Source organism: Pseudomonas sp. GW704-F2, from assembly GCF_059423025.1.
In genome coordinates this window covers 66,430-92,619 of the sequence record NZ_JBWKXO010000002.1, presented here as the reverse complement: position 1 = coordinate 92,619, position 26,190 = coordinate 66,430, and the positions used below count along the sequence as shown (strand labels likewise).

Below are 26,190 nucleotides of genomic sequence, written 5' to 3'. Positions count from 1 at the left end.
CGTCACATCAAACGCTTACGCTCGCTGGAAGGCGCGATCCCAAGGGACTCGCGGTACTTGGCGACGGTTCGACGGGCGACCTGAATGCCTTGTGCCTCCAGTAAACCAGCGATCTTGCTGTCACTCAACGGCTTTTTCTGATTTTCCGCGGCAACCAGTTTTTTGATGATTGCGCGGATCGCCGTGGACGAGCATTCGCCGCCTTCGGAGGTGCTGACATGGCTGGAGAAAAAGTATTTCAGCTCATATATACCCCGTGGGGTATGCATGAATTTTTGCGTCGTTACCCGGGAAATCGTCGATTCGTGCATGCCCACCGCTTCTGCGATGTCGTGCAGGACCAGCGGTTTCATCGCTTCGTCGCCGTACTCAAGGAAGCCGCGCTGGTGCTCGACGATTTGCGTGGCCACTTTCATCAGGGTTTCGTTGCGGCTTTGCAGGCTCTTGATGAACCAGCGCGCTTCCTGCAACTGGTTGCGCATGAAGGTGTTGTCGGCGCTGGTGTCGGCGCGACGGACGAAACCGGCATATTGCGGGTTGACCCGCAGGCGCGGCACCGATTCCTGGTTCAGTTCCACCAGCCAGCGTTCGTTGTCTTTGCGCACGATCACATCGGGGACGACGTATTCGGCTTCGCTGGACTCGATCTGCGAGCCCGGACGCGGGTTGAGGCTCTGCACCAGCTCGATGATGTGGCGCAGGTCGTCTTCCTTGAGCTTCATGCGGCGCATCAGTTGGCTGTAGTCGCGGCTGCCCAGCAGGTCGATGTAGTCGGTGACCAGGCGTTGGGCTTCAACGAGCCAAGGGGTCTTGGCGGGCAACTGGCGCAATTGCAGCAACAGGCACTCGCTGAGGTTGCGCGCGCCAATGCCGGCGGGCTCGAACTGCTGGATGCGGTGCAGGACGGCTTCGATCTCGTCCAGTTCGATGTCCAGTTCCGGGTCGAAGGCTTCAAGAATCTCTTCGAGTGTCTCGTCCAGATAACCCTGGTTGTTGATGCAGTCGATCAGGGTCACAGCGATCAGGCGATCGGTGTCGGACATCGGCGCCAGGTTCAATTGCCACAGCAAGTGGCTCTGCAGGCTCTCGCCGGCGGAGGTGCGGGTGGTGAAGTCCCACTCGTCGTCATCATTGCTGGGCAGGCTGCTGGCGCTGGTCTGGTAGACGTCTTCCCAGGCGGTGTCCACGGGAAGTTCGTTGGGAATGCGTTCGTTCCATTCGCCTTCCTCCAGGTTGTCCACCGTAGGGGCGGTTTCCTGGTAAGAGGGTTCCTGCACGTCGGAATTGGGTTTTTGCTCGATGTTGTCGGCCAGCGGGTCTGCATTATCGAAGTCGTCGCCTTCTTCCTGGCGTTCGAGCATCGGATTGGACTCCAGGGCTTCCTGGATTTCCTGTTGCAGGTCCAGTGTCGACAATTGGAGCAGGCGGATGGCCTGTTGCAGCTGCGGTGTCATCGTCAGCTGCTGGCCCATTCTCAGGACTAGCGATGGTTTCATGGCAGGGGCTTAACACCTTATTCGCCGGCGCAATGCGCCATCCACGACAGGGCGCGTGAGCGCCAAACATAAGCAAATTATATGCCTGATATTGGAGGCTTTGCCTAGAGCGCGGTAACAATAAAAATCCGGAGGTTTTCATTGACTCCCGCGCACCTTGGCGAACGGCCTGCCACCGCCTTTTTTTCCAGGCAGGCCTACAGGCGGAACTCGTGGCCCAGATACACTTCCTTGACCAGTTCGTTGGCCAGGATCGTGGCCGAATCGCCTTCGGCAATCAGTTGCCCATCGTTGACGATATACGCGGTTTCGCAGATATCGAGGGTCTCGCGGACGTTGTGGTCGGTGATCAGTACACCGATGCCCTTGGCCTTGAGGTGATGGATGATCTGCTTGATGTCGCCGACCGAGATCGGGTCGACACCGGCAAACGGTTCGTCCAGCAGGATGAACTTCGGTGCAGTGGCCAGGGCGCGGGCAATCTCCACGCGGCGGCGTTCACCGCCGGACAAACTCATGCCGAGGTTGTCGCGAATGTGGTTGATGTGGAATTCCTGCAGCAGGCTTTCCAGCTCCTTGCGGCGGCCGTCGCGGTCGAGTTCCTTGCGGGTCTCGAGGATCGCCATGATGTTATCGGCAACCGACAGTTTGCGGAAGATCGACGCTTCCTGGGGAAGATAGCCGATACCGGCGCGCGCACGGCCGTGCATCGGCTGGTGGCTGACGTCGAGGTCGTCGATCAGGATGCGACCTTGGTCCGCCTGGACCAGGCCGACGATCATATAGAAACAGGTGGTCTTGCCGGCACCGTTGGGGCCAAGCAGGCCGACGATCTGGCCGCTGTCGATCGACAAGCTGACGTCGCGCACGACCTGACGGCCTTTATAGGCCTTGGCCAGATGCTGGGCTTTCAGGGTTGCCATTACTCGGCCTTCTTCTTCGGCTGGATAACCATGTCGATACGTGGACGCGGTGCAGTCACCTTGGTGCCGTTGGCGCGACCGGCGTTGGCAACCTGCTTCACGGTGTCATAGGTGATTTTTTCACCTTCCGTGGAGTTGCCGTCGGGGCTGAGTACCTTGGCCTGGTCGATCAGCACGATGCGATTTTGCTGGGCGTGATACTGGATGGTTTTACCGTAGCCCTTCATCGGGGCGGTGTCGGTGGCAGACTGCTTCTGTTCGAAGTAGGCCAGGTTGCCCACCGAGGTCACGACGTCAATGTCGCCAGCAGGGGTGCGAGTCAGCGTCACCGTGTTGCCGGTGATCTTCATCGAACCCTGGGTAATGATCACACCGCCGGTGTAGGTTGCGACGCCTTGCTTGTCATCGAGCTGTGCATCGTCGGCCGAAATGTGGATCGGTTGCTGGCTATCGTTCGGCAGAGCCCAGGCGCTCACGCTTCCCAGTGCTGCGCCCAGACTGAGCAAAATAGGGAGGGTTTTAACGAGCCTCATACTGTCCTCTTACGTTCGATAGCAGGTGTATCCTGCTTTCTTTCAAATACGCTTTCATTCCCTTGCCAGTCGATACACCGCCAGCGCCGTCGATTCTAACGTCTTGCTCGGTCTGCGCATATTGCTTCTGTGGGAATACGGTCATGCGACTGCTGGTGATGATGGTGTCGCGGTTCTGCGCGTCGGTCCGTGCGACGCGCACCGAGTCGATCAGTTCTACTTCGGTGCCGTCCGGGTTGACTTCGCCACGTTTGCTGGTGACGTGCCAGGGGAATTCGGTGCCGCGATACAGATTCAAATCGGGGTTGGTCAGCAGGGTGACTTCGGACGCTTTCAAGTGCTCGACCTTGTCCGAGGTCATTTCATACTGCACCTTGCCATCGGGCAGGAACTGCACGCTGTAGGCATTGGTGGCGTAATAGTCGATAGCGCCTTGGTCAACCTGCGCCACAGGCTGGTCGAGAAAGCGCTCCGGGCTGATATTCCAGTAGCCAACCGCCAGGAGCAGCGCGGCGATGACCCCGAATAGCAGGAAGTTGCGAATCTTTTTGCTCAGCATAAAACGCTCTATAGGTAGGCGGCGTGGGCCGCTTCAAGGCTGCCCTGGGCACGCAGGATCAACTCGCAGAACTCGCGGGCGGCGCCTTCGCCGCCACGGGCCGTGGTGATGCCGTGGGCATGCTCGCGAACAAATGCCGCCGCATTGGCGACAGCCATGCCCAGGCCCACCCGGCGGATCACCGGCAGGTCGGGCAGGTCGTCGCCCAGATAGGCAACCTGCTCATAGCTTAGGTTGAGTTGGCCAAGAAGCTCGTCCAGGACGACTAGTTTATCCTCCCTGCCCTGATACAGGTGAGGAATCCCCAGGTTTTGTGCGCGACGTTCCACAACCGGGGTTTTCCGACCGCTGATAATCGCGGTTTGCACGCCCGCCGCCATGAGCATCTTGATGCCCTGGCCGTCGAGGGTGTTGAACGACTTGAATTCGCTGCCGTCCTCGAGGAAGTACAGGCGGCCATCGGTCAGCACGCCGTCAACGTCGAAAATCGCCAATTTGATGTGCTTGCCGCGTTGCAACAGGTCGCTGGTCATTTACATCACTCCCGCACGCAGCAAGTCGTGCATGTTCAGGGCGCCAATCGGGCGGTCATTGCCATCGACCACCACCAGCGCGCCGATCTTATGGTCTTCCATGATCTTCAGGGCTTCGGCCGCCAGCATTTCTGCGCGTGCAGTCTTGCCGTGGGGAGTCATCACCGCATCGATGGTGGCGGTGTGGATATCGATAGTGCGGTCCAGGGTGCGGCGCAGGTCACCGTCGGTGAATACGCCGGCCAGGCGCCCGTCGGCTTCCAGGATCACGGTCATGCCGAGGCCCTTGCGGGTCATCTCCATGAGTGCGTCCTTCAGCAGAGTGCCGCGCTGTACGTGGGGCAGTTCATCGCCGGAATGCATGACGTTTTCCACTTTCAGCAGCAGGCGTCGGCCCAGTGCGCCGCCCGGATGGGAAAACGCGAAGTCTTCCGCCGTAAACCCACGTGCTTCCAGCAGCGCCACGGCCAGGGCATCGCCCATGACCAGCGCGGCGGTGGTGGAGGAGGTTGGCGCCAGGTTCAGCGGGCAGGCCTCAGCGGTCACATGAACATTCAGGTTCACTTCGGCGGCCTTGGCCAGCGTCGACTCCGGGTTGCCGGTGATGCTGATCATCTGGATGCCCAGGCGCTTGATCAACGGCAGCAAGGTCACGATTTCGTTGGTGGTGCCGGAGTTGGACAGTGCGAGGATGATGTCATCCTTGGTGATCATGCCCATGTCGCCGTGGCTGGCTTCGGCCGGGTGGACGAAAAACGCCGTGGTCCCGGTGCTTGCCAGGGTGGCGGCGATCTTGTTGCCGACGTGACCGGACTTGCCCATGCCGACCACGACCACGCGGCCTTTGCTGGCCAGAATCATCTCGCAGGCGCGTACGAAATCCACGTCGATATGGGCCAGCAAGCCTTCTACGGCTTCAAGCTCGAGGCGGATGGTGCGTTGTGCGGATTGGATAAGATCGCTGGATTGGCTCATGTCTGAAATCGTATAGCCTGACGAAAAGTCGACGATTATAACGATAATGATCAATTCCCTCACGCAAGTTCGTCAGTCTTTAGTCGTCAGGCGCTTCAGATTCATTCCTCGGTAACATAGCCAGCAACGGTTTTTCCCTGTCTCCAATCTGAACAAGCGCTGTTCCGGCCTTGGGGGCGCTGTACCAGCAGTGATATAGTTCGCCGCCAGTTCGGTCCACCCAGCCCATGTGGCTAACTATATGTTGGGCAACCGTTGCAAACGTTTGTCACAAGCGTGGTGTCTGAGTGAGAGGCTGCATCCCAAGGAGTTTAGATGAGTGCCGATAACGCCTACGCGGTCGAGCTGAAGGGCCTTACCTTCAAGCGCGGGACGCGCAGCATCTTCAATAACGTCGATATTCGCATTCCCCGCGGCAAGGTCACCGGCATTATGGGGCCTTCCGGTTGCGGCAAGACCACCCTGTTGCGTCTGATGGGCATGCAATTGCGCCCCAGTGCCGGCGAAGTGTGGGTCAACGGCCAGAACCTGCCGACGTTGTCGCGCAGCGATCTGTTCGATGCGCGCAAGCACATGGGGGTGCTGTTCCAGAGCGGTGCGTTGTTCACCGACCTCGATGTGTTCGAGAACGTAGCGTTTCCGCTGCGGGTACATACCCAACTGTCCGACGAGATGATTCGTGACATTGTGTTGCTGAAGCTGCAGGCCGTGGGCCTTCGCGGCGCCATCGACCTGATGCCGGATGAGCTGTCCGGCGGCATGAAGCGTCGCGTCGCCCTGGCGCGTGCCATTGCCCTCGATCCGCAGATTCTCATGTATGACGAACCCTTCGTGGGCCAGGACCCGATCGCCATGGGCGTGTTGGTGCGCCTGATCCGCCTGCTCAACGATGCGTTGGGGATCACCAGTATCGTGGTCTCCCACGACCTGGCCGAAACCGCGAGCATCGCCGATTACCTCTATGTAGTCGGTGATGGCCAGGTACTGGGGCAGGGCACGCCGGAAGAACTGATGAACGCTGACAACCCGCGCATTCGCCAATTCATGACCGGCGATCCCGATGGCCCGGTGCCTTTTCATTTTCCGGCAGCGGACTACCGCTCAGATCTTCTGGGGAAGCGCTGATGCGCAAGACATCTCTTATCGAAAAGGTGCGCCTTTTCGGGCGTTCCGGCATCGACATCATCGAAGTGCTCGGACGTTCGACGATATTCCTGTTCCACGCCTTGCTCGGCCGTGGCGGCATTGGCGGCAGCTTCGGCCTGCTGATCAAGCAACTGCACTCCGTTGGTGTGATGTCCCTGGTGATCATCGTGGTTTCCGGGGTTTTCATCGGCATGGTGCTGGCGTTGCAGGGCTTCAATATCCTGTCCAGCTACGGCTCGGAGCAGGCGGTGGGGCAGATGGTCGCCCTGACGCTGTTGCGTGAGCTCGGCCCGGTCGTCACGGCCCTGTTGTTCGCCGGGCGCGCCGGTTCCGCGCTGACCGCCGAAATCGGCAACATGAAGTCCACCGAGCAGTTGTCCAGCCTCGAGATGATCGGCGTGGACCCGCTCAAGTACATTGTTGCCCCGCGCCTGTGGGCCGGCTTCATTTCCCTGCCGCTGCTGGCGATGATCTTCAGCGTGGTGGGTATCTGGGGCGGTTCGTGGGTGGCGGTGGACTGGCTGGGGGTCTATGAAGGCTCCTACTGGTCCAACATGCAAAACAGCGTGAACTTCAGCGGCGATGTGTTCAATGGCATCATTAAGAGCATTGTCTTCGCCTTTGTCGTGACCTGGATCGCCGTATTCCAAGGCTATGACTGTGAGCCCACTTCAGAAGGGATCAGTCGCGCCACCACCAAGACTGTTGTGTACGCCTCGCTGGCGGTACTGGGCCTTGACTTTATTTTGACCGCCTTGATGTTTGGAGATTTCTGATGCAAAACCGCACTGTGGAAATCGGTGTCGGCCTTTTCTTGCTGGCTGGCATCCTGGCTTTACTGTTGCTGGCCCTGCGAGTCAGCGGCCTTTCGGCCAGCCCCACTGCCGATACCTATAAACTTTACGCGTACTTCGACAATATCGCGGGTTTGACTGTCAGAGCTAAAGTGACCATGGCCGGTGTAACCATCGGCAAGGTCACGGCGATCGATCTGGACCGCGACAGCTTCACCGGGCGTGTGACGATGCAACTGGACAAGAAGGTCGATAATCTGCCGACTGACTCCACGGCATCGATCCTCACCGCAGGTTTGCTGGGCGAGAAATACATCGGTATCAGCGTAGGCGGGGAAACCGCTCTGCTCAAGGATGGTTCGACCATCCACGACACACAGTCGTCGCTGGTGCTCGAGGACCTGATCGGTAAATTCCTGCTCAATACGGTCAATAAAGACGCTAAATGAGGAATCTGTTCATGATCTCTACCTTGCGACGTGGTCTGCTGGTACTGCTTGCAGCACTGCCGTTGATGGCCAACGCGGCAGGTTCTGCGCACGAACTGGTGCAGGACACGACCAGCAAAATGCTGGCTGACCTGAAAGCCAATAAAGAACAGTACAAGCAAGACCCTACCAAGTTCTATGACTCGCTCAACACCATTGTCGGCCCGGTCGTGGATGCCGAAGGCATTTCGCGCAGCATCATGACGGTGAAGTATTCGCGCAAGGCGACGCCTGCGCAGATGCAGACATTCCAGGAAAACTTCAAGAAGGGCCTGTTTCAGTTCTACGGCAACGCCCTGCTCGAGTACAACAACCAGGGGATCACTGTCGACCCTGCCAAGGATGAGTCGGGCGATCGCACCAGCGTCGGCATGACCGTCAAGGGCAGCAACGGCGCCATCTATCCAGTGCAATACACACTGGAGAAGGTCAGCGGTGAGTGGAAGCTGCGTAACGTGATCATCAACGGCATCAACATCGGCAAACTGTTCCGTGATCAGTTCGCCGACGCGATGCAGCGCAATGGCAACGACCTCGACAAGACCATCAATGGTTGGGCCGGTGAAGTGGCCAAGGCCAAGGAAGAGACCGATAAAGCCGCCGGGAAGCCCGCGCAATGACCGAGGCGGCTGTTCGTATCGGCGATGCCGGCCAGTTGTTCCTCAGCGGCGTGCTGGATTACCGCACCGGGCCCGACCTGCGCAAGCAGGGGCAGGCGCTGATCCAGGCGAGCACCGCACCGTCGCTGGTGCTCGATTGCTCGGCGGTGACCAAGTCCAGCAGCGTCGGCTTGTCGTTGCTGCTGTGCTTCATGCGCGACGCCGAGGCGGCCAAAAAGCCGGTGAGCATTCGTGCGTTGCCCGACGACATGCGTGAAATTGCCGACGTTTCCGGTCTGACCGAGCTGTTGGCGCATCCTTAATACACATATTCAAGAAAGCCCCCCGTCAGAGTCCTGCTATGCGGGGTTCGCAGGCGCGGGGCTTTTTTGTATGATGTGCGACCCGCGCGCACTGGGCGCCGATAGAGGTTGAGCATGCAGGCCCTAGAAGTTAAGAGCTTCCTTGAAGGAAAGCTGCCGGAAACGAACGTAGAAGTTGAAGGCGAAGGCTGCAACTTCCAGCTGAATGTGATTAGCGATGAACTGGCGGCATTGAGCCCGGTCAAGCGTCAACAGCAGGTCTATGCCCATTTGAACCCGTGGATCACCGATGGCAGCATCCATGCGGTCACTATGAAATTTTTCAGCCGCGCGGCCTGGGCCGAGCGCACCTGAGCCCCCAAGGCGTCGAGATTCTTATGGATAAATTGATTATTACCGGTGGTGCCCGCCTTGATGGCGAGATCCGCATTTCCGGTGCGAAAAACTCCGCCTTGCCGATCCTGGCAGCGACCTTGCTGTGCGATGGCCCTGTGACCGTGGCCAACCTGCCGCACCTGCACGACATCACCACCATGATCGAACTGTTCGGTCGCATGGGCATTGAGCCGGTGATCGACGAAAAACTGTCGGTTGAAATCGACCCGCGCACCATCAAGACCCTGATCGCCCCGTATGAGCTGGTGAAAACCATGCGTGCGTCGATCCTGGTGCTCGGCCCGATGGTTGCCCGTTTCGGCGAAGCCGAAGTGGCCTTGCCTGGCGGTTGCGCGATCGGTTCGCGTCCTGTCGACCTGCACATCCGTGGCCTTGAAGCCATGGGCGCCACCATCGACGTCGAAGGCGGCTACATCAAGGCCAAGGCGCCGGAAGGCGGCCTGCGTGGCGCCAACTTCTTCTTTGATACCGTCAGCGTGACCGGTACCGAGAACATCATGATGGCCGCTGCCCTGGCCAACGGCCGCAGCGTTTTGCAAAACGCCGCGCGCGAGCCGGAAGTGGTCGACCTGGCCAACTTCCTGATCGCCATGGGCGCCAATATCAGCGGCGCCGGTACCGACACCATCACCGTCGAAGGTGTAAAACGCCTGCATTCGGCCACCTACAAGGTGATGCCGGACCGCATCGAGACCGGGACCTACCTGGTTGCCGCCGCCGTCACCGGTGGCCGCGTCAAGGTCAAGGACACTGATCCGACCATCCTTGAGTCCGTGCTGGAAAAACTCAAGGAAGCCGGCGCTGAAATCACCACCGGTGAAGATTGGATCGAGCTGAACATGCACGGCAAGCGGCCAAAAGCCGTCAACGTGCGGACCGCTCCGTACCCGGCGTTCCCGACCGACATGCAAGCGCAGTTCATCTCCCTGAACGCGATTGCCGAAGGCACCGGCGCTGTGATCGAGACCATCTTCGAAAACCGCTTCATGCACGTGTACGAACTGCACCGCATGGGCGCCAAAATCCAGGTCGAAGGCAACACGGCCATCGTGACCGGCATCGACAAGCTCAAGGGCGCGCCCGTCATGGCCACCGACCTGCGGGCTTCGGCCAGCCTGGTGATCTCCGCACTGTGCGCAGAGGGCGACACCCTGATCGACCGCATCTACCACATTGACCGTGGCTACGAGTGCATCGAAGAAAAACTGCAGATGCTCGGCGCGAAGATCCGCCGCGTACCGGGCTAGTCCCCGCTGCACGGGCGCAGGGATGCGCCCGCCCGGGGTGTGCAATTGCGTATTCCGGCTGAATGTGTTTCAAATCGAGGCTGTAATGGCCTCGATCTGTGTCTGGCGCCGTTTGCGACCAGACCGCAATAGCCTGATGAAGGACTGACGTTTCCCATGTTGACCATCGCACTGTCCAAGGGCCGCATCCTTGACGACACTTTGCCGCTTCTGGCTGAAGCGGGCATCGTGCCGACCGAGAATCCGGACAAGAGCCGCAAGCTGATCATCCCTACGACCCAGGACGACGTTCGCCTGCTGATCGTGCGGGCTACCGATGTGCCGACCTATGTTGAACACGGTGCCGCCGACCTGGGTGTCGCCGGTAAAGACGTATTGATGGAATACGGCGGCCAGGGCCTGTACGAGCCGTTGGACCTGCGTATTGCCCTGTGCAAGCTGATGACCGCCGGCCGTGTCGGTGATGTCGAGCCTAAAGGTCGCCTGCGGGTGGCCACCAAGTTCGTCAATATCGCCAAGCGTTACTACGCCGAGCAAGGCCGTCAGGTCGATATCATCAAGCTGTACGGCTCGATGGAACTGGCGCCGCTGATTGGCCTGGCCGACAAGATCATTGACGTGGTCGACACCGGCAACACCCTGCGCGCCAACGGTCTGGAGCCCCAGGATTTCATTGCTGACATCAGCTCCCGGCTGATCGTCAACAAGGCATCGATGAAGATGCAGCACGCGCGTATCCAGGCGTTGATCGACACCCTGCGCAACGCAGTGGAGTCTCGACACCGCGGTTGACTCACCCGCGTAGCCAAACGGCTGCGCCCGTCTATCCGCTTCATAGCCAGAATTCTCAGGTGCCCAAGCGGAAACGACTGCTGGGAAGGTGCGCTGACGTTCAATAACGAATCGCGCCTTACCCCAAAAGGCAAGTTATGTGAGTAGAAGATTTTTTTTCAATACCTAGCGACACGTAGCCGCCTGCCTTTTGAGGCAAGGCCCTACGGGTTGGTACTGTGGCCGCGCCATGCCGCGTTGCGGGACTTGGTAAGGAAACTACCCTTACCGGCGTCCCGCGCCTTGCCTGGCACGGCCACAGCACCAACGCGATTCGTTATTGAACGTCAGCGCACCTTCGGGCGCCTGAGTTTTTGCCAATCCTATGAGGCCCTCGCTATGACCACGTCCACTGCAATTGCCCGACTCAACGCTGCCGACCCGGATTTCGCCCATCATCTGGATCATCTGCTGAGTTGGGAAAGCGTGTCCGACGACTCGGTCAACCAGCGGGTGCTCGATATCATCAAGGCCGTGCGCGAGCGCGGTGACGCCGCGCTGGTGGATTTCACCCGCCAGTTCGACGGCCTGGACGTCAAGTCCATGTCGGACCTGATCCTGCCCCGCGAACGCTTGGAGCTGGCCCTGACGCGCATCACCGCGCCGCAGCGCGAAGCCCTGGAACTCGCGGCGGCGCGGGTGCGCAGCTACCACGAAAAACAGAAACAGGATTCCTGGAGCTACACCGAGGCCGACGGCACCGTATTGGGCCAGAAGGTCACGCCGCTGGACCGCGCCGGCCTGTACGTGCCGGGCGGTAAAGCCTCGTACCCGTCGTCGGTATTGATGAACGCGATTCCCGCCAAGGTGGCCGGTGTGACCGAAGTGGTCATGGTGGTGCCGACCCCGCGCGGTGAGATCAACGAGCTGGTCCTCGCGGCCGCCTGCATCGCCGGTGTCGACCGCGTGTTCACCATCGGCGGCGCCCAGGCTGTCGCGGCGTTGGCCTACGGCACCGAAAGCGTGCCGATGGTCGACAAGGTGGTCGGCCCCGGCAACATCTATGTCGCCACCGCCAAGCGCCATGTATTTGGCCAGGTCGGTATCGACATGATCGCCGGTCCTTCGGAAATCCTCGTGGTGTGTGATGGCCAGACCGACCCGGACTGGATCGCCATGGACCTGTTTTCCCAGGCCGAGCACGACGAAGACGCCCAGGCGATTCTGGTCAGCCCAGATGCCGAGTTCCTCGACAAAGTCGCCGCCAGCATCAACAAGCTGCTGCCGACCATGGACCGCGCCGAGATCATCGAGAAGTCGATCAACGGCCGTGGTGCGCTGATCCTGGTGCGCGACATGGAGCAGGCCATCGAAGTGGCCAACCGCATCGCGCCGGAACACCTGGAATTGTCCGTGGCCGACCCACAGGCCTGGCTGCCGTCGATTCGTCACGCGGGCGCGATCTTCATGGGCCGTCACACCAGCGAAGCCCTGGGCGACTATTGCGCGGGCCCCAACCACGTGTTGCCGACCTCCGGCACCGCGCGCTTCTCGTCGCCGCTGGGGGTGTATGACTTCCAGAAGCGTTCGTCGATCATCTTCTGCTCGCCACAAGGTGCTTCCGAGTTGGGCAAGACCGCCTCGGTACTGGCCCGTGGCGAATCCTTGAGCGCCCACGCCCGGAGCGCCGAATACCGCATCCTTGAAGACAATAAGGGGAACTGAGACATGAGCAAATTCTGGAGCCCCTTCGTCAAGGAGCTGGTGCCTTACGTACCCGGTGAACAGCCCAAGTTGACCAAGCTGGTCAAGCTCAACACCAACGAAAACCCCTACGGCCCGTCGCCCAAGGCGCTGGCGGCCATGCAGGTCGAGTTGAGCGACAATCTGCGCCTGTACCCGGACCCCAACAGCGACCTGCTCAAGCAGGCCGTGGCCCGCTATTACGGGATCGACGCCGGCAAAGTGTTCCTCGGCAACGGTTCCGACGAAGTCCTGGCACACATCTTCCACGCGCTGTTCCAGCACGACTTGCCGCTGCTGTTCCCGGATATCAGCTACAGCTTCTATCCGGTGTACTGCGGCCTCTATGGCATCAAATTCGACGCGGTGCCGCTGGATGAGCAGTTCCAGATCCGCGCGGCGGACTACGCCAGGCCGAACGGCGGGATCATCTTCCCCAACCCGAACGCACCGACCGGCTGCGTGCTGGCCCTGGACGCGGTGGAGCAGATACTCAAGGCCAGCCCGGATTCGGTGGTGGTGGTGGATGAAGCCTACGTCGACTTCGGTGGCGAAACCGCCATCAGCCTGGTGGATCGCTACCCGAACCTGCTGGTCACTCAGACCTTGTCCAAATCGCGCTCACTGGCCGGTTTGCGCGTGGGCCTGGCCGTGGGCCACCCGGACCTGATCGAGGCGCTGGAGCGGGTCAAGAACAGCTTCAACTCCTATCCGCTCGATCGCCTGGCGATTGTCGGCGCAGCGGCGGCGTTCGACGACCGCGAGTACTTCGAGAAGACATGCCGGTGGGTGATCGACAGCCGCAACAAGGTGGTCGCGCAATTGGAAGGCAAGGGCTTTGAAGTGTTGCCATCGGCTGCGAACTTCATCTTCGCCCGCCACCCACGGCACGACGCCGCCGGCCTGGCGGCCAAGTTGCGTGAGCAGGGCGTGATCGTGCGGCACTTCAAGCAGGCGCGGATTGATCAGTTCCTGCGGATCAGCATCGGTACGCCGGAGCAGAACCAGGCGCTGATCGATGGCCTAGGCGAGCTCTAAGTCACACTGAAGATCTAACAATGTGGGAGGGGGCTTGCCCCCGATAGCGGCAGATCAGTCGATTAGATGTCGACTGGCACTCCGTCATCGGGGGCAAGCCCCCTCCCACATTCAGTTTTGCAGTGCTGGTTAGATCAACGGCTCATCCGGCTTCTTGTGCTTCCAGCCATCATTGCCTGGCAGCAGCAGGTTCAAGCCAATCGCTACCACCGCACACAGGGCGATGCCCTTCAGGCCGAAATCGTCCGGCCCGGTGCCGGTGCCGATCAGCACACCGCCAATCCCGAACACCAGCGTCACCGAGACAATCACCAGATTGCGGGCTTCGCCCAGGTCGATCTTGTGGCGGATCAGCGTGTTCATGCCCACGGCGGCGATCGAGCCGAACAGCAGGCACAGAATCCCGCCCATCACCGGCACTGGAATGCTCTGCAGCAGTGCGCCGAACTTGCCGATAAACGCCAGGCTGATGGCAAAGATTGCCGCCCAGGTCATGATCTTCGGGTTGTAGTTCTTGGTCAGCATCACTGCGCCGGTCACTTCGGCGTAGGTAGTGTTCGGCGGGCCGCCAAACAGGCCGGCGGCCGTGGTGGCAATCCCGTCACCCAGCAGGGTGCGGTGCAGGCCGGGCTTCTTCAGGTAGTCGCGACCGGTCACGCTGCCCACTGCAATCACACCGCCGATATGCTCGATCGCCGGGGCCAGGGCCACTGGGACGATAAACAGAATCGCCTGCCAGTTGAACTCCGGCGCGGTGAAGTGGGGCAGGGCGAACCACGGTGCGGCGGCAATTTTGGCCGTATCGACCACGCCGAAGTAGAACGCCATGGCAAAGCCCACCAGTACGCCAGAGATGATCGGCACCAGGCGGAAAATGCCCTTGCCGAACACGGCCACGATCAGGGTGGTCAGCAGCGCCGGCATCGAGATCAGCATCGCCGTCTGGTAATGGATCAGCTCGGCGCCATCGCCGGATTTACCCATCGCCATGTTGGCGGCAATCGGCGCCATGGCCAGGCCGATGGAAATGATCACCGGCCCGATCACCACCGGCGGCAGCAGCCGGTCGATGAAACCGGTGCCCTTGATCTTCACCGCCAACCCCATGAAGGTATAAACGAAACCGGCCGCCATCACCCCGCCCATGGTCGCCGCCAGGCCAAACTGGCCCTTGGCGAGAATGATCGGGGTGATAAAGGCAAAGCTCGACGCCAGAAACACCGGCACCTGCCGCCCGGTCACCAGTTGGAACAGCAACGTGCCCAGACCAGCGGTGAACAGGGCGACGTTTGGATCAAGACCTGTGATCAGCGGCATCAACACCAACGCGCCAAATGCCACAAAGAGCATTTGTGCGCCAGACAGGATCTGGCGCCAAAGCGGGTCGTTGAATTCATCCTGCATGCTCACGCGTCCTTCTGCTTGGTACCGAAGATCTTGTCACCGGCGTCGCCCAGGCCTGGGATGATGTAGCCGTTTTCATTCAGGCGCTCATCGATGGACGCGGTGTAGATCTGCACGTCCGGGTGGGCCTTCTCGACGGCGGCGATGCCTTCGGGCGCGGCGACCAGCACCATGGCGCGGATATCCTTGCAACCGGCCCTCTTCAGCAGGTCGATGGTGGCAACCATGGAACTGCCGGTGGCGAGCATCGGGTCGATGATCATCGCCAGACGCTCGTTGATTTCCGGTACGAGTTTTTCCAGGTAGGTGTGGGCCTGCAACGTTTCTTCATTGCGAGCCACGCCCACGGCGCTGACCTTGGCGCCGGGGATCAGGCTGAGGACGCCTTCGAGCATGCCGATGCCGGCGCGCAGGATCGGCACCACGGTGATTTTCTTGCCGGCGATCTTCTCGACCTGGACGGGGCCGGCCCAACCGGGGATCTCGTAGCTTTCCAGGGGCAGGTCTTTGGTGGCTTCGTAGGTGAGCAACGCTCCGACTTCCTGAGCAAGCTCACGGAAGTTCTTCGTGCTAATGTCGGCGCGGCGCATAAGGCCGAGCTTGTGTCGGATCAGCGGATGGCGGATCTCGCGAGTGGGCATGGGAAAGGCTCCGGCGGCGGGCAAAAAAACCGGCCTAGATTAATCTATCCGAGGGTGTTGTCCTATAGACATCTAGCACGTTAGTCCATTAAGGCTTGAACGTTGCGCCTCACATGCGTACCTTTGCCCGCTTTTCTTGCCACAGCACCCCCTGGAGAGCGCCATGTCCGCTGATCTCGAGCATATCCGTCAAATCATGCGCGAGGCTGACTGCCTGTACACCGAAGCGCAAGTCGAAGAGGCGATCGCCAAGGTCGGCGCACAGATCACCCGCGAAATGGCCGACACCAACCCGGTGGTCTTCTGCGTGATGAACGGTGGTCTGATCTTCGCCGGCAAATTGCTGACCCATCTGCACTTCCCGCTGGAAGCGTCCTACCTGCACGCTACACGTTATCGCAACGAAACCAGCGGCGGCGACCTGTTCTGGAAAGCCAAGCCGGAAGTCTCGTTCATCGACCGCGACGTGCTGATCATCGACGACATCCTCGATGAAGGGCACACCCTGGGCGCGATCATCGACTTCTGCAAACACGCCGGCGCGCGCAAAGTCCATACCGCCGTGTTGATCGACAAAGACCACGACCGCAAGGCGCGCCCCGAAATGAAGGCCGATTTCGTCGGCCTGCCGTGCATCGACCGCTACATCTTCGGTTACGGCATGGACTACAAAGGTTACTGGCGCAACGCCAATGGGATTTACGCCGTTAAAGGGATGTAATGCATGGCCCGCTTTCTTGATCAGACGCTGTTTGCTGAATTGGCCGAGAAGGCGGCCGCCAGCCCCCGTGGCCGGCACCACCACAACTTCCACGAGATGGAAGAGCCCTGCCATCGCCTGGCCGTGGGCTTGCAACCCAGCACCTACGTGCCGCCTCATCGGCATCTGAGTGCGGACAAGGCGGAAACCCTGCTGGTACTCCAGGGGCGCCTGGGGGTGCTGTTGTTCAGCGACAGCGGTGAAGTGATCGCCAAGCGCGTGATGCAGGCGGGCGGCGAGTGTTCGGGCATCGATCTGCCGCCGGGGGTATTCCACGGTTTGGTGGTGCTGGCGCCTGACACGGTGATGTTCGAGTGCAAGGCCGGGCCGTACCGACCGGTGGGCGAGGGTGAATTGGCCGACTGGGCACCTCGCGAAGGCGATGCCGATGTGGCCGAGTATCAACGCTGGATGCTTGCCCAGTTCGATTGAGCTACAGTGCTGGGCCATCTTTCCCGGAGCGGCCCATGAGCCTGTTGATTCGCACCTGCGCCGCCCTGGCGCTGACCCTCAGCTTGCCGCTGGCCGCCGCCCCGGCGCCGATGCACAGCCAATTCCTGCCGCCCGACGACCTGGCCCTGCGCGCCGAAGCGCCCGATCAGCAGCAACTGTTGCAAGTCACCGAGTATGCCGTGGTGGTCGGTAATCAGCGCCAATCCACGCAGCAGCCGATCCCGGTGACGTCGCCGGTGATGATTCGCCTCAAGGGCAAGTCCTTGAACAAAGGCGCAAGCATCGCCCAGGTGATCGTCAATTTCGACGCCGAAAGCAAAAGCCTGAAAAAGCCGGTGTTCGATGACAAGACCAAGACCCTGACCTTGTCCTACCCCGCGACCCAATACCGCGTGATCGTCGACCTGCTGCGCAATGACACGGTGTATGTGCAGTTCCTCAGTTATGCCAACGGGCATATCTGGGCGGATCTGCATACCGGCGTGGTACGCACCAAGTAGCCAGCACCCTGACGAACCCAATGTGGGAGGGTGCTTGCTCCCGATGACGGTGTGTCAGTCGACAGCTAATTGACTGATCCAGCGCAATCGGGAGCAAGCCCTCTCCCACAGTGGTTCTCAGCGCTTTCGCCGCCCGCGCCTCGCAGGTAGACTTCAAACCCCATGTAAATGTCCGCAGGCTGGAGTCGGTAATGCGTAAAGATAAGAAACAGGTGATTGGTGACGAGATCGGCGACGATCAGATCAAGTTGTTCCTGGACTTCGAACCCGTCGACGCGACTTCACCCTCCCTGCACAAACTGATCAAGGCCTATCGTGGCCTGCGTATCGACGACTTCGAGCGCTTCCTGGGCTTCTTCAAGGCCGCCGGCCTGGACCTCGATGGCAAGGACGAGCATGGCCAGACCTTCGTCGACCTGATCAAGGACCAGCGCAACGCCGCCGAGTACATTGAATTGATCGATAACGCACGCGGCTGATCGCAGGCGAAAAAAAGCCCCGCGGCTCATATCGAGAAGCGGGGCTTTTTTTATTTCGAGTGGCCTTAAGCGTAGCTTTGGGCTTCGTTGTTTTGCTCAACCAGTTCCAGGCTGATGTTGTTCTGCGCGTTGATCTTGCGGTACAGCTCGGCATCGGTCTCCAGGACCTTTTCACGGGCCGGGAAGATCTCGTGCAGTTTGGCTGCCCACTCGCCCGCAGCCTTGGTCGGGAAGCAGCGTTCGATCAGTTCGAGCATGATCGACACCGTCACCGAAGCGCCCGGGGACGCGCCCAGCAGCGCCGCCAGCGAGCCGTCTTTGGCCGCGACCAGCTCGGTGCCGAATTGCAGCACGCCGCCTTTTTTCGGGTCTTTCTTGATGATCTGCACCCGTTGGCCGGCCACTTCCAGGCGCCAGTCTTCGGCTTTGGCTTGCGGGTAGAAGCGGCGCAGGGATTCCAGGCGCTGTTCCATGGACTGCATCACTTCGCTGACCAGGTACTTGGTCAGGTCCATGTTGTCCCGGGCCACGGCCAGCATCGGGCCGATGTTGCCGGCGCGCACCGACAACGGCAGGTCAAGGAACGAGCCGTGCTTGAGGAATTTGGTGGTGAAACCGGCGTAAGGCCCGAACAGCAGGGACGTCTTGCCGTCGACCACGCGGGTGTCCAGGTGCGGCACGGACATCGGTGGCGAACCCACGGCGGCCTGGCTGTAGACCTTGGCCTGGTGGTGCTTGACCACTTCCGGGTTGTCGCAACGCAGCCACTGGCCACTGACCGGGAAACCGCCGAAACCTTTGCTTTCTTCGATGCCCGAGGCTTGCAGCAGCGGCAGGGCCGCGCCACCGGCGCCGAGGAACACGAACTTGGCGTCCACGTCGCGGCTGTTGCCGCTGTTGACGTCCTTGATGCTCACGGTCCAGCCCGCGCCATTGCGCTTGAGGCCGGTCACGCGTTTGCTGTACTTGACCTGGGCATCGGGCGCGCTGGTCAGGTGGTTCAGCAACTGGTTGGTCAGGGCGCCGAAGTTGACGTCGGTGCCGTTCTGCACACGGGTCGCGGCGATTTTTTCGTCGAGCGGGCGGCCTGGCATCATCAGCGGTATCCACTCGACCATCTCATTGCGGTCTTCGGTATAGCGCATATCCGAAAATGCATGATGCTGGCTGAGGGTTTCAAAGCGCTTCCTGAGGAAGGCTACGCCTTTGTCGCCCTGCACGAAGCTCAGGTGCGGCACCGGGGTGATAAAGGACTTGGACGAACCAAAGGTGCCTTTTTTGGTCAGGTACGCCCAGAACTGCTTCGACACCTCGAACTGGGTGTTGATGTGGACAGCTTTCTTGATGTCGATGGAACCATCGGCGGCCTGGGGTGTGTAATTCAGCTCACACAGCCCGGCGTGACCGGTACCGGCGTTGTTCCACGGGTTTGAACTCTCCGCGGCTCCCGAGTCCATCAGCTCAACGACTTCCAGCTTGAGGCCGGGGTCGAGCTCTTTGAGCAGTACGGCCAGGGTGGCACTCATGATGCCGGCCCCTACCAGTACTACGTCGACTGCTTCGTTATGCGCCATTTAACGCGTCTCCAAAATCTGCAGCACCAAATTGACGGCATGGCTGCCAGGAGTGACGGGGCGGTTCACGTGTTGCCCCAGGTTACCCATGGCCAGGATCGCCATGTCCGATTCGCAATTCTTTGCAAGTTCAGCGCACGCTTCCTGCCGGGCTAATCCGCCTATGAACGCATTCATGGGCTGCCGTGGCAATTCGACTTATGGTCAAAGCGTGCGATCCGTGCAATCAATCCGTAGCGGACAGGCTCAAGCCCCGGAGCACTCGGTCCTGTGTGATTGGGCTGTTCCAGACGCTGATGGTGCTTGTACAAACGCCAAACTATTCATTTGCTCGCCACACTCTTGTGAAGTTGTGAAAACCCGTTTTTTCACGCTCTTTTGAAGACGTGAACCTCAAAAAAGGGCTGCCCCAGCCTGGCACCTGGCCCGGAAAACCTTGCCGGCATGCGGCAAAACGGGCAAACAACTCAAGTGGCCGAGCGCAATGGCAGCTCTGGCAGATTCGGTAAAGGCGGGTGGTTTGCAAAGAAAACAGCAAGCGCGCCAGCTTCACACGATCTGTGTGGGCGGCTCTCTGTGGGCGATCTGGGGGGGCTAATACCGAAGCATTAACGATGTTGCGAGGCCCGATCAGGAGACGTCCTTATAATCGGGGGGAGATTGTAGCGAAGAACGCCAAGGAAATGGGCGTGTTTTATGACTTTTATTAGGCGTTCGGTCAGGCGGCCAACGGCTGGTGATGCGGCGACTGCGTCGCGCGTGGGCTGATACGCGCGCTGGCGGGCAGCGGGCGGTGCATCCAGCTCAAGCGGATTTCTTCGATTTCCACCCAGCCATCACCGACCGGAGGCTGGCTGCACTCTTTGAAAGCCTGGCAGCGACCTTGCACATCGAGCAGGGCAAATTGGCGAAGGGCGGGCTTGCGGGTAAACAGCGACCAGAGAAAATGCATGAAGTCAGCCTCCTGAGATTGAGGCCAAGCATGCCTGCCGGGGATGACGGGCCCATGTATCGGCTGTGACATATCGGTGACATCGAACCCCTACAATGCCTGCGGGTCTTAGGTTGTAACTGACGCTAGTTCCCGGCGAGGGCCGCCCGCTATACTGCCGGCCTGTCGGTACTCGATTTCTGGAGAGAAGAGCATGTTGCAACGCCTGTTGTTCGGTTTGATCACTGTGACCAGTTTGACCCTGGTTGGCTGCGCCAATAGCCCGCAACAACTCAGCCCGCAACCGAAGCTCACCACGCAGTTGGCCCCGGTGGGTCACGGTCAGCCGGTGTCGGTGCGTGTGGTGGATGGTCGTCCTTCGCCGACCCTGGGCTCCCGTGGTGGCCTGTATCCGGAGACCGCGCTGGTGTCGGTGAGCGGTGCCGATGTGCTCCCCAAACTGCAAGCCCAGGCTGAAGCAGCGGTGCGGTTGCTCGGCTTTACCCCGGCCAACTCGCCGGGCGCGCCGCAGTTGACCATCACCCTGGCCGAGCTGAAATACCAGTCGCCCAAAGACGGCCTGTACGTGACTGAGGCCACTATCGGCGCGACGTTCAGGTCCGACGTGAGCGCCGGCACCCGTCGCTACAGCGGCCGTTATGGCGCGTCCCTCAACCAGCGCTTCGGTATGTCGCCTAACCAGGAGACCAACACCAAGCTGGTCAGCGACGTCCTGAGCGACGCCCTGACCCGTCTGTTCAAGGACCCGAGCATCGGCCAGTTGCTCAGCTCGCAATAACGCTCAATAACAAGCCGGGCTCAGCGCTGAGCCCGGCTTTTTTGTGCCCGCCGTTTCATGCCGCGGTGTCGATACCGAAGTCGAGCAGGCTTATCCCGGTCAGCAGGTCCGTCTCCGGCAGGTCCGCATGCTGGTGCCCGCCAAGGGCGCAATACACCAGCCAGTGGCGGTCCTGGACGTTGAACGCGAGGCCGCCGATCAGCGCCTCTTGCTCATCGCTTGGGGCTATCAAATACAGTCGATCCTGGTTTTGCGCGTGCAACATGACAAGCTCCCGAGCGTTCGAAGGGCCACAGAGTGAACGGTTAAGGTGACGTTCAGGTGACGCTGTAAATTACTCGATACATTAGCCGTCAATGGGGGAAGGAGCTTTTAGGCGCAGGAGGCGACTACCGTTCAGGTTTGTATCTGAATGGATACCAAAGCACTGTTTCAACGAGGTGTGTGATGGCGCTGCCCGGACTGCTGATCAATGTTGTTGCTCTATCAGTGGCCTGCTCTGGGGCTGCACTGCTATTCATTACCCGTTTGAAGGAACAGCGCGCCATGGCCAGGCTCGCCGCGCAAAGCGAAGAGCGCGCCATCGACCAACCCATGCTGTTTCTGGATGTACGCACCGAACGGGCGCATCGCCTGGCTTATCGTGTTGGTTTCGCCTGCCTGGGGCTGGCGCTGCTGGTTTCATGGATCAGCACGCGTTTTTAGTTGCACCCTGAAACGACTGTGGGAGCGGGCTTGCTCGCGACAACGGAGTTACAGTCGGTACCGCTGTGACTGAACCACCGCATCGCAGGCAAGCCCGCTCCCACAGGTTTGGCCAGGTGTATTACAGCGGGATTCCCGCCTTGACCCGATATTGATTGCGCACTGGCGTTGCATATTGCACCACCAGGAACGGCCGGTGTTCGACCGGGCACTCGCTCAAGCGGCGCTCCCACTCTGCCTTGGCCTTGGCCAACTCGTCGGCCGGGAAGATATCCGCTGCCTTGGGTACCTGCAGTTGCGGGTCGGCGTCACTCCACTGGGCGTAGGCCAGGTAGTGAACCGGGAACAGGCGATAACCTCCGAGAATCTGCCGGTCCATTTCCACGGCGAGCAGCTTGGTGTCTTCGAAGCGCTCGGTGATCGGCGGCGCAAAGTTCACATGCACCCGGCCCTTGTAGCCGGTAATGCCCAGGGCAATGCTCACATCGTCTTCACCCGGTGCCTTGGTGTAGGTGCCGGTGGTGGCGCGGATGTACAGCTCGCGAGCCTTGGCCAAGTCGCATGGGTCGTATTCGTAGCTGATGGACACGGGCGTCAGGTTCAGCGACTGGATCACCTCGGCGAACGGCTCGTCCTTGCGGCTGACGTGGAACATCTTGAGGATCGCCGATTCGGTGCGGTCATCCCCATCCTTGGCGCGGCCTTCGGCCTGGGCGATCCAGATCGACTGGCAGTCGTGGCGGATCGAATGGTTGATGTAGGCCGACAGCAACTGGTAAGCCGCCATTTTTTCCTTTCGCCCGGTGATCGAGCGGTGCACGATGAAGCTCTTGTTCAGGCGCATCAGGTCGCTGACAAACGGCTTTTGCAGCAGGTTGTCGCCGATGGCGATACGCGGTGTCGGCAGGCCGGCGTGGTACACGGCGTAGTTGACGAAGGCCGGGTCCATCACGATATCGCGATGGTTGGCCAAAAAGACGTAGGCGGTGCCCGATTTGAGCTGTTCCACGCCGGTATAGGTCACGCCGTCGGTCGCTCGATCAATGGTGTGGTCGACGTAATACTCGACTTTGTCCTGCAGCGTGGCCACGGTGGTGACGCCGGCGAATTCACGGCGCAGTTTGCGGGCGATCATTGGTTTGAGCAGCCAGCCCAGCGCGCCGGCAAAGCGCGGGAAGCGGAAGTGGGTCAGGATGTCCAGAAAGGCCTTGTCACTGAACAGCCGCTCCAGCACTGCCGGGACTTCGCTGTCGTTGTAAGGTCGGATGGTATCGAATTCGCCCATCATGCTCTCTTGTTAGAAACGGCTAGGGTAAGTAGAGGAAATACCAGGGTGCGGCCCGAGTAATGGGCTCGGCCGAAATATAACCCTGTAAATAGACCGGCGATTATACGCACAAGTCACTTGGGAGACTGCGATGCTGGAAACTGCGCTGTACGATTGTCCTTATTGTGGTGAAGTGGTGGAGACAACCGTGGATTTATCCGGCGGCGACCAGACCTATATAGAAGACTGTCAGGTATGTTGCCGACCGATCATTTTCAACCTGCAGGTCCATGGTGAAGAGTGGATGCTCGAAACTCGCAGCGAAAACGAATAACAGGTACGCCCATGCAGCGAATCTACGAACCGGAAAACCTGATGGAAGGCGAGCTGCTGCAGCAGATGCTCGCCAGCGAAGGGATCGAGGCGCATTTGGTGGGGCGCCACTTGCTCGGCGGTAGCGGCGAGTTGCCGATTTTCGGGCTGCTGGGGCTAGAGGTGGACAACGACCAGGCAGCCTGCGCGCGCGAGCTGATCACCGCGTATAACGGTGCGCAACCGTTGCCCGGCGATGAACCCGACAGCTTCCCTGACGTGTTGGTCTGTTAGGCTGTCGGTCGGTTTACCCAAGAGTCGTGTTGCCCCATGTGTGGACGTTATGCCCTGTTTCGCTGGAACCCCACGTTTGCTGCCTTGCCGGGCTTTCCGGCGGATCAGCAGGCCCAGTGGAATATTTCTCCCAATGATTCGGTGCTGATCCAGCGCGCCACCGACGGCCAGCGCACCCTGGCCCGCGCCCGCTGGGGCCTGACACCGCCGTGGCTGACGGACCTTTCCCGTACCCCGGCGCATGCCCGCGCCGAAACCCTGGCTGAGCAACCGATGTTCCGCGAAGCGTTTCGCCAGCGTCGCTGCCTGTTGCCGGCCAACGGGTTCTACGAATGGCGCGGCACCCAGCGCAAGCGGCCGTACTGGTTGACGCCAGGGGAAGGTTCGACGCTGTTTTTTGCGGCCATCTGGGAAGCGTATCCGGTGCAGGAGCAAGTGTGGCTGAGCACCGCGGTGGTGACCCAGGCGGCGCAGAGTCAGCGGCGGCCGTTGATTCTGGATGCGGCGGGGCAGGACGCCTGGCTGAACCCCGAGACGCCGCTGCCGGTGTTGCAGGGGCTGTTGGCCAGCGAGCCGGTCGCCTTGCGTGAACGGGTGCTGGCCAATATGGTCAACGATCCCAAGCTGAATGGGCCGGAGTGCCTGACTCCGGCTTGAGCCAGAAAATCCGCCACCGTTGTGGGATGTATCCGAAATTTAGCGTCTGCACGTCTGATGTATCTGGCGTCGATACAAATCACCGCCTAGGATACGCGCCATGTTTTCAGGGCGTCTTTTCAGGGAGAGTGTGTTGATGAAGAAATCATTGGCCGTAAGTGTATTGGCGGCAGCAGTGCTGCTGGCCGGGTGTCAGTCCGTCAACACCACCAGCGGCGGTGCCGTTGGGGTGGAGCGCAAGCAGTACATGTTCAGCATGCTGTCGAGCCAGGAAGTCGACCAGATGTATGCGCAGTCCTACCAGCAGACCCTGGGTGAAGCCAGCGGCAAAGGCCTGGTGGACAAGACCAGCGCCAACGCCAAGCGCGTGCAGGCCATCGCCAACCGCCTGATCGCCCAGGCGCCGACCTTCCGTCCGGATGCGGCGCAGTGGAAGTGGGAAGTGAACCTGATCAAGAGCGATGAGATGAACGCCAACTGCGGGCCGGGCGGCAAGATCTTCGTGTACAGCGGGCTGATCGATAACCTCAAGCTCAGCGATGACGAACTGGCGGCGGTGATGGGCCATGAAATCGCCCACGCCTTGCGCGAACATGGCCGTGAAGCCATGTCCAAGGCCTACGGCATCGAGATGGCCAAGCAGGGCGCCGGCGCGTTGCTTGGTCTCGGCCAGGACAGCATGGCGCTGGCCGATACCGTGGCCAACTACGGCATGACCTTGCCCAACAGCCGCAGCAATGAAAACGAAGCGGACCTGATCGGCCTGGAGCTGGCGGCCCGCGCCGGTTACAACCCGAACGCGGCCATCACGTTGTGGAACAAGATGGCCAAGGCTTCGGAAGGCGCGCCTCCGGAGTTCATGAGCACTCACCCGGCCTCCGACAGTCGGATCGCCTCGTTGCAGGCGGCGATTCCGAAGGTGATGCCGTTGTATCAGCAGGCCAAGAAGTCCTGATAATCCAAGCCTCATGAAGATCCCAATGTGGAAGGGGGCAAGCCCCTCCCACATTGGATTGGGTTTGCAGGCTTGGATCCTTAGATCCAACCACTGCTTTGCATGGCCTTGTACACCGCCACGATCGCCAGGACGAAAAACGCCGTAGCTGCCAGTCGACGAATCAAGGTCAACGGCAATTTCTCCGCGGCAAAATTCCCCGCCAGAACCACCGGTACGTTGGCAATCAACATGCCCAGGGTGGTGCCGATAACCACCAACCACAGCTCAGGGTATTGCGCCGCCAGCATTACCGTGGCGATCTGCGTCTTGTCGCCGATTTCGGCGAGGAAGAACGCAATCAGGGTGGTCAGGAACGGCCCGAACTTGCGCGTGGTGCTGGCTTCGTCATCGTCGAGTTTGTCCGGCACCAGGGTCCACAGCGCCGTGGCGCAGAAACTCGCGGCGAGAATCCAGTGCAGCACCGCATCCGAGAAGAAACTGCCGAACCAGGCACCTACGGCACCCGCAGCGGCATGGTTCGCCAGGGTCGCGGCGATGATGCCGGCGATGATCGGCCAGGGTTTGCGAAAGCGCGCGGCAAGGATGAGCGCGAGCAGTTGGGTCTTGTCGCCGATTTCGGCCAAGGCAACGATTGCGGTAGGGACGAGCAGTGAATCCAGCATCAGGTAGGTTTCCAGGGGCGGGTCGACACGGCTATGACACGTACAGCCTTCCCGCCCCGGGTAAGGTGTGCGTGTCATAGGTCTTGTCAAACCCCGGTCCGTCTGAGCGGACACCTGGGTCGCATACGCCATGGTCTGCTGACCAAGTATGTTGACGTATGCCGGACGAGCGTGGCGCTCGTGGGAGACTACTCCCCTAGGACGGAGCGGATTCTGCCTAGGCAAAATCC

Annotated in this window: 33 protein-coding genes and 1 riboswitch; of the genes, 20 read left to right on the top strand and 13 right to left on the bottom strand. The window is 60.4% G+C overall.

Annotation, left to right across the window (positions count from 1 at the left end):
• Positions 1 to 2: 2 nt before the first annotated feature.
• From AC07W0_RS02220 to AC07W0_RS02195, 6 genes are all read right to left on the bottom strand, one after another.
• Positions 3 to 1,496: an RNA polymerase factor sigma-54 gene (locus AC07W0_RS02220; RefSeq protein WP_026139902.1), complete on the bottom strand. Its 1,494-nt coding sequence runs from the start codon at positions 1,494 to 1,496 to the stop codon at positions 3 to 5.
• Between the two features lie 197 nt (positions 1,497 to 1,693).
• A complete protein-coding gene (gene lptB, locus AC07W0_RS02215) occupies positions 1,694 to 2,419 on the bottom strand; it encodes an LPS export ABC transporter ATP-binding protein (RefSeq protein ID WP_017845981.1) in 726 nt (241 codons plus the stop codon).
• Complete coding sequence (lptA, locus tag AC07W0_RS02210; RefSeq protein ID WP_026139901.1) at positions 2,419 to 2,952, bottom strand: lipopolysaccharide transport periplasmic protein LptA; 534 nt, start codon at positions 2,950 to 2,952, stop codon at positions 2,419 to 2,421. Before lptA ends, lptB begins: the two co-directional genes overlap by 1 nt.
• Entirely contained in the window at positions 2,939 to 3,511 is a 573-nt protein-coding gene (gene lptC, locus AC07W0_RS02205) for an LPS export ABC transporter periplasmic protein LptC (protein ID WP_017845979.1), read from the bottom strand. The genes lptA and lptC overlap by 14 nt, the downstream gene beginning before the upstream one ends.
• Before the next feature lie 8 nt (positions 3,512 to 3,519).
• Positions 3,520 to 4,044 (bottom strand): KdsC family phosphatase, encoded by a 525-nt coding sequence (locus AC07W0_RS02200; RefSeq protein WP_017845978.1) that lies wholly within the window; start codon positions 4,042 to 4,044, stop codon positions 3,520 to 3,522.
• A complete protein-coding gene (locus AC07W0_RS02195; RefSeq protein ID WP_017845977.1) occupies positions 4,045 to 5,019 on the bottom strand; it encodes a KpsF/GutQ family sugar-phosphate isomerase in 975 nt (324 codons plus the stop codon).
• A gap of 315 nt (positions 5,020 to 5,334) precedes the next feature.
• Between AC07W0_RS02195 and AC07W0_RS02190 the strand changes: the two genes are divergently transcribed.
• The 10 genes from AC07W0_RS02190 (at position 5,335) to hisC (ending at position 13,564) form a co-directional block, all read left to right on the top strand.
• Positions 5,335 to 6,144: an ATP-binding cassette domain-containing protein gene (locus AC07W0_RS02190; protein WP_003171811.1), complete on the top strand. Its 810-nt coding sequence runs from the start codon at positions 5,335 to 5,337 to the stop codon at positions 6,142 to 6,144.
• Positions 6,144 to 6,941: a lipid asymmetry maintenance ABC transporter permease subunit MlaE gene (mlaE, locus tag AC07W0_RS02185; RefSeq protein ID WP_017845976.1), complete on the top strand. Its 798-nt coding sequence runs from the start codon at positions 6,144 to 6,146 to the stop codon at positions 6,939 to 6,941. Before AC07W0_RS02190 ends, mlaE begins: the two co-directional genes overlap by 1 nt.
• A complete protein-coding gene (mlaD, locus tag AC07W0_RS02180) occupies positions 6,941 to 7,408 on the top strand; it encodes an outer membrane lipid asymmetry maintenance protein MlaD (protein WP_017845975.1) in 468 nt (155 codons plus the stop codon). Before mlaE ends, mlaD begins: the two co-directional genes overlap by 1 nt.
• 11 nt (positions 7,409 to 7,419) lie before the next feature.
• The gene (locus AC07W0_RS02175; RefSeq protein WP_046484638.1) at positions 7,420 to 8,067 is read left to right on the top strand and encodes an MlaC/ttg2D family ABC transporter substrate-binding protein; all 648 of its coding nucleotides are present in this window, start codon (positions 7,420 to 7,422) and stop codon (positions 8,065 to 8,067) included.
• Positions 8,064 to 8,369 (top strand): STAS domain-containing protein, encoded by a 306-nt coding sequence (locus AC07W0_RS02170; RefSeq protein WP_102617130.1) that lies wholly within the window; start codon positions 8,064 to 8,066, stop codon positions 8,367 to 8,369. The genes AC07W0_RS02175 and AC07W0_RS02170 overlap by 4 nt, the downstream gene beginning before the upstream one ends.
• Positions 8,370 to 8,483: 114 nt before the next feature.
• Positions 8,484 to 8,723, top strand: a complete 240-nt coding sequence (locus tag AC07W0_RS02165; RefSeq protein ID WP_017845972.1) for a BolA family protein — start codon at positions 8,484 to 8,486, stop codon at positions 8,721 to 8,723.
• 23 nt (positions 8,724 to 8,746) lie between these two features.
• Positions 8,747 to 10,012 (top strand): UDP-N-acetylglucosamine 1-carboxyvinyltransferase, encoded by a 1,266-nt coding sequence (gene murA / locus AC07W0_RS02160; RefSeq protein ID WP_017845971.1) that lies wholly within the window; start codon positions 8,747 to 8,749, stop codon positions 10,010 to 10,012.
• 156 nt (positions 10,013 to 10,168) lie between these two features.
• Positions 10,169 to 10,804, top strand: coding sequence for an ATP phosphoribosyltransferase (gene hisG / locus AC07W0_RS02155; RefSeq protein ID WP_017845970.1), 636 nt, complete (start codon positions 10,169 to 10,171; stop codon positions 10,802 to 10,804).
• A 378-nt stretch (positions 10,805 to 11,182) separates the two neighbouring features.
• Complete coding sequence (gene hisD / locus AC07W0_RS02150; RefSeq protein WP_017845969.1) at positions 11,183 to 12,508, top strand: histidinol dehydrogenase; 1,326 nt, start codon at positions 11,183 to 11,185, stop codon at positions 12,506 to 12,508.
• A gap of 3 nt (positions 12,509 to 12,511) precedes the next feature.
• The gene (gene hisC, locus AC07W0_RS02145; RefSeq protein ID WP_046384673.1) at positions 12,512 to 13,564 is read left to right on the top strand and encodes a histidinol-phosphate transaminase; all 1,053 of its coding nucleotides are present in this window, start codon (positions 12,512 to 12,514) and stop codon (positions 13,562 to 13,564) included.
• Positions 13,565 to 13,693: 129 nt separating this feature from the next.
• On the opposite strand, the gene AC07W0_RS02140 is transcribed toward hisC, so the two are convergent.
• Complete coding sequence (locus AC07W0_RS02140; protein WP_017845967.1) at positions 13,694 to 14,968, bottom strand: uracil-xanthine permease family protein; 1,275 nt, start codon at positions 14,966 to 14,968, stop codon at positions 13,694 to 13,696.
• Positions 14,969 to 14,970: 2 nt separating this feature from the next.
• Positions 14,971 to 15,609: a uracil phosphoribosyltransferase gene (gene upp / locus AC07W0_RS02135; RefSeq protein WP_017845966.1), complete on the bottom strand. Its 639-nt coding sequence runs from the start codon at positions 15,607 to 15,609 to the stop codon at positions 14,971 to 14,973.
• Positions 15,610 to 15,772: 163 nt separating this feature from the next.
• Here upp and AC07W0_RS02130 point away from each other — a divergent pair, with 163 nt between their 5' ends.
• From AC07W0_RS02130 to AC07W0_RS02115, 4 genes are all read left to right on the top strand, one after another.
• A complete protein-coding gene (locus tag AC07W0_RS02130; RefSeq protein ID WP_010567709.1) occupies positions 15,773 to 16,330 on the top strand; it encodes a hypoxanthine-guanine phosphoribosyltransferase in 558 nt (185 codons plus the stop codon).
• Between the two features lie 3 nt (positions 16,331 to 16,333).
• A complete protein-coding gene (locus tag AC07W0_RS02125; RefSeq protein WP_017845964.1) occupies positions 16,334 to 16,801 on the top strand; it encodes a WbuC family cupin fold metalloprotein in 468 nt (155 codons plus the stop codon).
• A 35-nt stretch (positions 16,802 to 16,836) separates the two neighbouring features.
• Positions 16,837 to 17,322, top strand: a complete 486-nt coding sequence (locus tag AC07W0_RS02120; protein ID WP_017845963.1) for a hypothetical protein — start codon at positions 16,837 to 16,839, stop codon at positions 17,320 to 17,322.
• Positions 17,323 to 17,513: 191 nt separating this feature from the next.
• On the top strand, positions 17,514 to 17,801 hold the full coding sequence (locus tag AC07W0_RS02115) for a PA4642 family protein (RefSeq protein ID WP_017845962.1): 288 nt from the start codon (positions 17,514 to 17,516) through the stop codon (positions 17,799 to 17,801).
• Between the two features lie 65 nt (positions 17,802 to 17,866).
• On the opposite strand, the gene mqo is transcribed toward AC07W0_RS02115, so the two are convergent.
• The gene (mqo, locus tag AC07W0_RS02110) at positions 17,867 to 19,375 is read right to left on the bottom strand and encodes a malate dehydrogenase (quinone) (RefSeq protein ID WP_017845961.1); all 1,509 of its coding nucleotides are present in this window, start codon (positions 19,373 to 19,375) and stop codon (positions 17,867 to 17,869) included.
• A 718-nt stretch (positions 19,376 to 20,093) separates the two neighbouring features.
• Positions 20,094 to 20,327 carry a hypothetical protein gene (locus tag AC07W0_RS02105; protein WP_017845960.1) on the bottom strand — a complete coding sequence of 78 codons (234 nt, stop codon included), beginning with the start codon at positions 20,325 to 20,327 and terminating at the stop codon, positions 20,094 to 20,096.
• Between the two features lie 193 nt (positions 20,328 to 20,520).
• Between AC07W0_RS02105 and AC07W0_RS02100 the strand changes: the two genes are divergently transcribed.
• Positions 20,521 to 21,105: a YajG family lipoprotein gene (locus tag AC07W0_RS02100; RefSeq protein WP_017845959.1), complete on the top strand. Its 585-nt coding sequence runs from the start codon at positions 20,521 to 20,523 to the stop codon at positions 21,103 to 21,105.
• Between the two features lie 55 nt (positions 21,106 to 21,160).
• On the opposite strand, the gene AC07W0_RS02095 is transcribed toward AC07W0_RS02100, so the two are convergent.
• Entirely contained in the window at positions 21,161 to 21,370 is a 210-nt protein-coding gene (locus AC07W0_RS02095) for a hypothetical protein (protein ID WP_017845958.1), read from the bottom strand.
• 182 nt (positions 21,371 to 21,552) lie between these two features.
• On the opposite strand from AC07W0_RS02095, the gene AC07W0_RS02090 reads away from it, so the two are divergent.
• A complete protein-coding gene (locus AC07W0_RS02090) occupies positions 21,553 to 21,810 on the top strand; it encodes a hypothetical protein (protein ID WP_102617129.1) in 258 nt (85 codons plus the stop codon).
• 121 nt (positions 21,811 to 21,931) lie between these two features.
• On the opposite strand, the gene AC07W0_RS02085 is transcribed toward AC07W0_RS02090, so the two are convergent.
• Positions 21,932 to 23,095, bottom strand: coding sequence for a 1-acyl-sn-glycerol-3-phosphate acyltransferase (locus AC07W0_RS02085; RefSeq protein ID WP_169850554.1), 1,164 nt, complete (start codon positions 23,093 to 23,095; stop codon positions 21,932 to 21,934).
• Positions 23,096 to 23,228: 133 nt separating this feature from the next.
• On the opposite strand from AC07W0_RS02085, the gene AC07W0_RS02080 reads away from it, so the two are divergent.
• The 4 genes from AC07W0_RS02080 (at position 23,229) to AC07W0_RS02065 (ending at position 25,295) form a co-directional block, all read left to right on the top strand.
• Positions 23,229 to 23,411 carry a CPXCG motif-containing cysteine-rich protein gene (locus AC07W0_RS02080; protein WP_017845955.1) on the top strand — a complete coding sequence of 61 codons (183 nt, stop codon included), beginning with the start codon at positions 23,229 to 23,231 and terminating at the stop codon, positions 23,409 to 23,411.
• Positions 23,412 to 23,422: 11 nt separating this feature from the next.
• Positions 23,423 to 23,683: a putative signal transducing protein gene (locus tag AC07W0_RS02075; protein WP_017845954.1), complete on the top strand. Its 261-nt coding sequence runs from the start codon at positions 23,423 to 23,425 to the stop codon at positions 23,681 to 23,683.
• A gap of 36 nt (positions 23,684 to 23,719) precedes the next feature.
• A complete protein-coding gene (locus tag AC07W0_RS02070; protein ID WP_017845953.1) occupies positions 23,720 to 24,340 on the top strand; it encodes an SOS response-associated peptidase in 621 nt (206 codons plus the stop codon).
• 136 nt (positions 24,341 to 24,476) lie between these two features.
• A complete protein-coding gene (locus AC07W0_RS02065) occupies positions 24,477 to 25,295 on the top strand; it encodes a M48 family metallopeptidase (RefSeq protein ID WP_017845952.1) in 819 nt (272 codons plus the stop codon).
• Between the two features lie 80 nt (positions 25,296 to 25,375).
• Here AC07W0_RS02065 and AC07W0_RS02060 read toward each other — a convergent pair whose 3' ends face one another.
• Positions 25,376 to 25,960, bottom strand: coding sequence for a TMEM165/GDT1 family protein (locus AC07W0_RS02060; protein WP_017845951.1), 585 nt, complete (start codon positions 25,958 to 25,960; stop codon positions 25,376 to 25,378).
• 88 nt (positions 25,961 to 26,048) lie between these two features.
• A riboswitch (yybP-ykoY riboswitch) is annotated at positions 26,049 to 26,170 on the bottom strand.
• Positions 26,171 to 26,190: the final 20 nt, after the last annotated feature.

Bases quoted from the DNA above. Each gene is read 5' to 3' on its own strand.
- AC07W0_RS02220 (WP_026139902.1), bottom strand. From the start codon at position 1,496: ATGAAACCATCGCTAGTCCTGAGAATGGGCCAGCAGCTGACGATGACA.
- lptB (WP_017845981.1), bottom strand. From the start codon at position 2,419: ATGGCAACCCTGAAAGCCCAGCATCTGGCCAAGGCCTATAAAGGCCGT.
- lptA (WP_026139901.1), bottom strand. From the start codon at position 2,952: ATGAGGCTCGTTAAAACCCTCCCTATTTTGCTCAGTCTGGGCGCAGCA.
- lptC (WP_017845979.1), bottom strand. From the start codon at position 3,511: ATGCTGAGCAAAAAGATTCGCAACTTCCTGCTATTCGGGGTCATCGCC.
- AC07W0_RS02200 (WP_017845978.1), bottom strand. From the start codon at position 4,044: ATGACCAGCGACCTGTTGCAACGCGGCAAGCACATCAAATTGGCGATT.
- AC07W0_RS02195 (WP_017845977.1), bottom strand. From the start codon at position 5,019: ATGAGCCAATCCAGCGATCTTATCCAATCCGCACAACGCACCATCCGC.
- AC07W0_RS02190 (WP_003171811.1), top strand. From the start codon at position 5,335: ATGAGTGCCGATAACGCCTACGCGGTCGAGCTGAAGGGCCTTACCTTC.
- mlaE (WP_017845976.1), top strand. From the start codon at position 6,144: ATGCGCAAGACATCTCTTATCGAAAAGGTGCGCCTTTTCGGGCGTTCC.
- mlaD (WP_017845975.1), top strand. From the start codon at position 6,941: ATGCAAAACCGCACTGTGGAAATCGGTGTCGGCCTTTTCTTGCTGGCT.
- AC07W0_RS02175 (WP_046484638.1), top strand. From the start codon at position 7,420: ATGATCTCTACCTTGCGACGTGGTCTGCTGGTACTGCTTGCAGCACTG.
- AC07W0_RS02170 (WP_102617130.1), top strand. From the start codon at position 8,064: ATGACCGAGGCGGCTGTTCGTATCGGCGATGCCGGCCAGTTGTTCCTC.
- AC07W0_RS02165 (WP_017845972.1), top strand. From the start codon at position 8,484: ATGCAGGCCCTAGAAGTTAAGAGCTTCCTTGAAGGAAAGCTGCCGGAA.
- murA (WP_017845971.1), top strand. From the start codon at position 8,747: ATGGATAAATTGATTATTACCGGTGGTGCCCGCCTTGATGGCGAGATC.
- hisG (WP_017845970.1), top strand. From the start codon at position 10,169: ATGTTGACCATCGCACTGTCCAAGGGCCGCATCCTTGACGACACTTTG.
- hisD (WP_017845969.1), top strand. From the start codon at position 11,183: ATGACCACGTCCACTGCAATTGCCCGACTCAACGCTGCCGACCCGGAT.
- hisC (WP_046384673.1), top strand. From the start codon at position 12,512: ATGAGCAAATTCTGGAGCCCCTTCGTCAAGGAGCTGGTGCCTTACGTA.
- AC07W0_RS02140 (WP_017845967.1), bottom strand. From the start codon at position 14,968: ATGCAGGATGAATTCAACGACCCGCTTTGGCGCCAGATCCTGTCTGGC.
- upp (WP_017845966.1), bottom strand. From the start codon at position 15,609: ATGCCCACTCGCGAGATCCGCCATCCGCTGATCCGACACAAGCTCGGC.
- AC07W0_RS02130 (WP_010567709.1), top strand. From the start codon at position 15,773: ATGTCCGCTGATCTCGAGCATATCCGTCAAATCATGCGCGAGGCTGAC.
- AC07W0_RS02125 (WP_017845964.1), top strand. From the start codon at position 16,334: ATGGCCCGCTTTCTTGATCAGACGCTGTTTGCTGAATTGGCCGAGAAG.
- AC07W0_RS02120 (WP_017845963.1), top strand. From the start codon at position 16,837: ATGAGCCTGTTGATTCGCACCTGCGCCGCCCTGGCGCTGACCCTCAGC.
- AC07W0_RS02115 (WP_017845962.1), top strand. From the start codon at position 17,514: ATGCGTAAAGATAAGAAACAGGTGATTGGTGACGAGATCGGCGACGAT.
- mqo (WP_017845961.1), bottom strand. From the start codon at position 19,375: ATGGCGCATAACGAAGCAGTCGACGTAGTACTGGTAGGGGCCGGCATC.
- AC07W0_RS02105 (WP_017845960.1), bottom strand. From the start codon at position 20,327: ATGCATTTTCTCTGGTCGCTGTTTACCCGCAAGCCCGCCCTTCGCCAA.
- AC07W0_RS02100 (WP_017845959.1), top strand. From the start codon at position 20,521: ATGTTGCAACGCCTGTTGTTCGGTTTGATCACTGTGACCAGTTTGACC.
- AC07W0_RS02095 (WP_017845958.1), bottom strand. From the start codon at position 21,370: ATGTTGCACGCGCAAAACCAGGATCGACTGTATTTGATAGCCCCAAGC.
- AC07W0_RS02090 (WP_102617129.1), top strand. From the start codon at position 21,553: ATGGCGCTGCCCGGACTGCTGATCAATGTTGTTGCTCTATCAGTGGCC.
- AC07W0_RS02085 (WP_169850554.1), bottom strand. From the start codon at position 23,095: ATGGGCGAATTCGATACCATCCGACCTTACAACGACAGCGAAGTCCCG.
- AC07W0_RS02080 (WP_017845955.1), top strand. From the start codon at position 23,229: ATGCTGGAAACTGCGCTGTACGATTGTCCTTATTGTGGTGAAGTGGTG.
- AC07W0_RS02075 (WP_017845954.1), top strand. From the start codon at position 23,423: ATGCAGCGAATCTACGAACCGGAAAACCTGATGGAAGGCGAGCTGCTG.
- AC07W0_RS02070 (WP_017845953.1), top strand. From the start codon at position 23,720: ATGTGTGGACGTTATGCCCTGTTTCGCTGGAACCCCACGTTTGCTGCC.
- AC07W0_RS02065 (WP_017845952.1), top strand. From the start codon at position 24,477: ATGAAGAAATCATTGGCCGTAAGTGTATTGGCGGCAGCAGTGCTGCTG.
- AC07W0_RS02060 (WP_017845951.1), bottom strand. From the start codon at position 25,960: ATGCTGGATTCACTGCTCGTCCCTACCGCAATCGTTGCCTTGGCCGAA.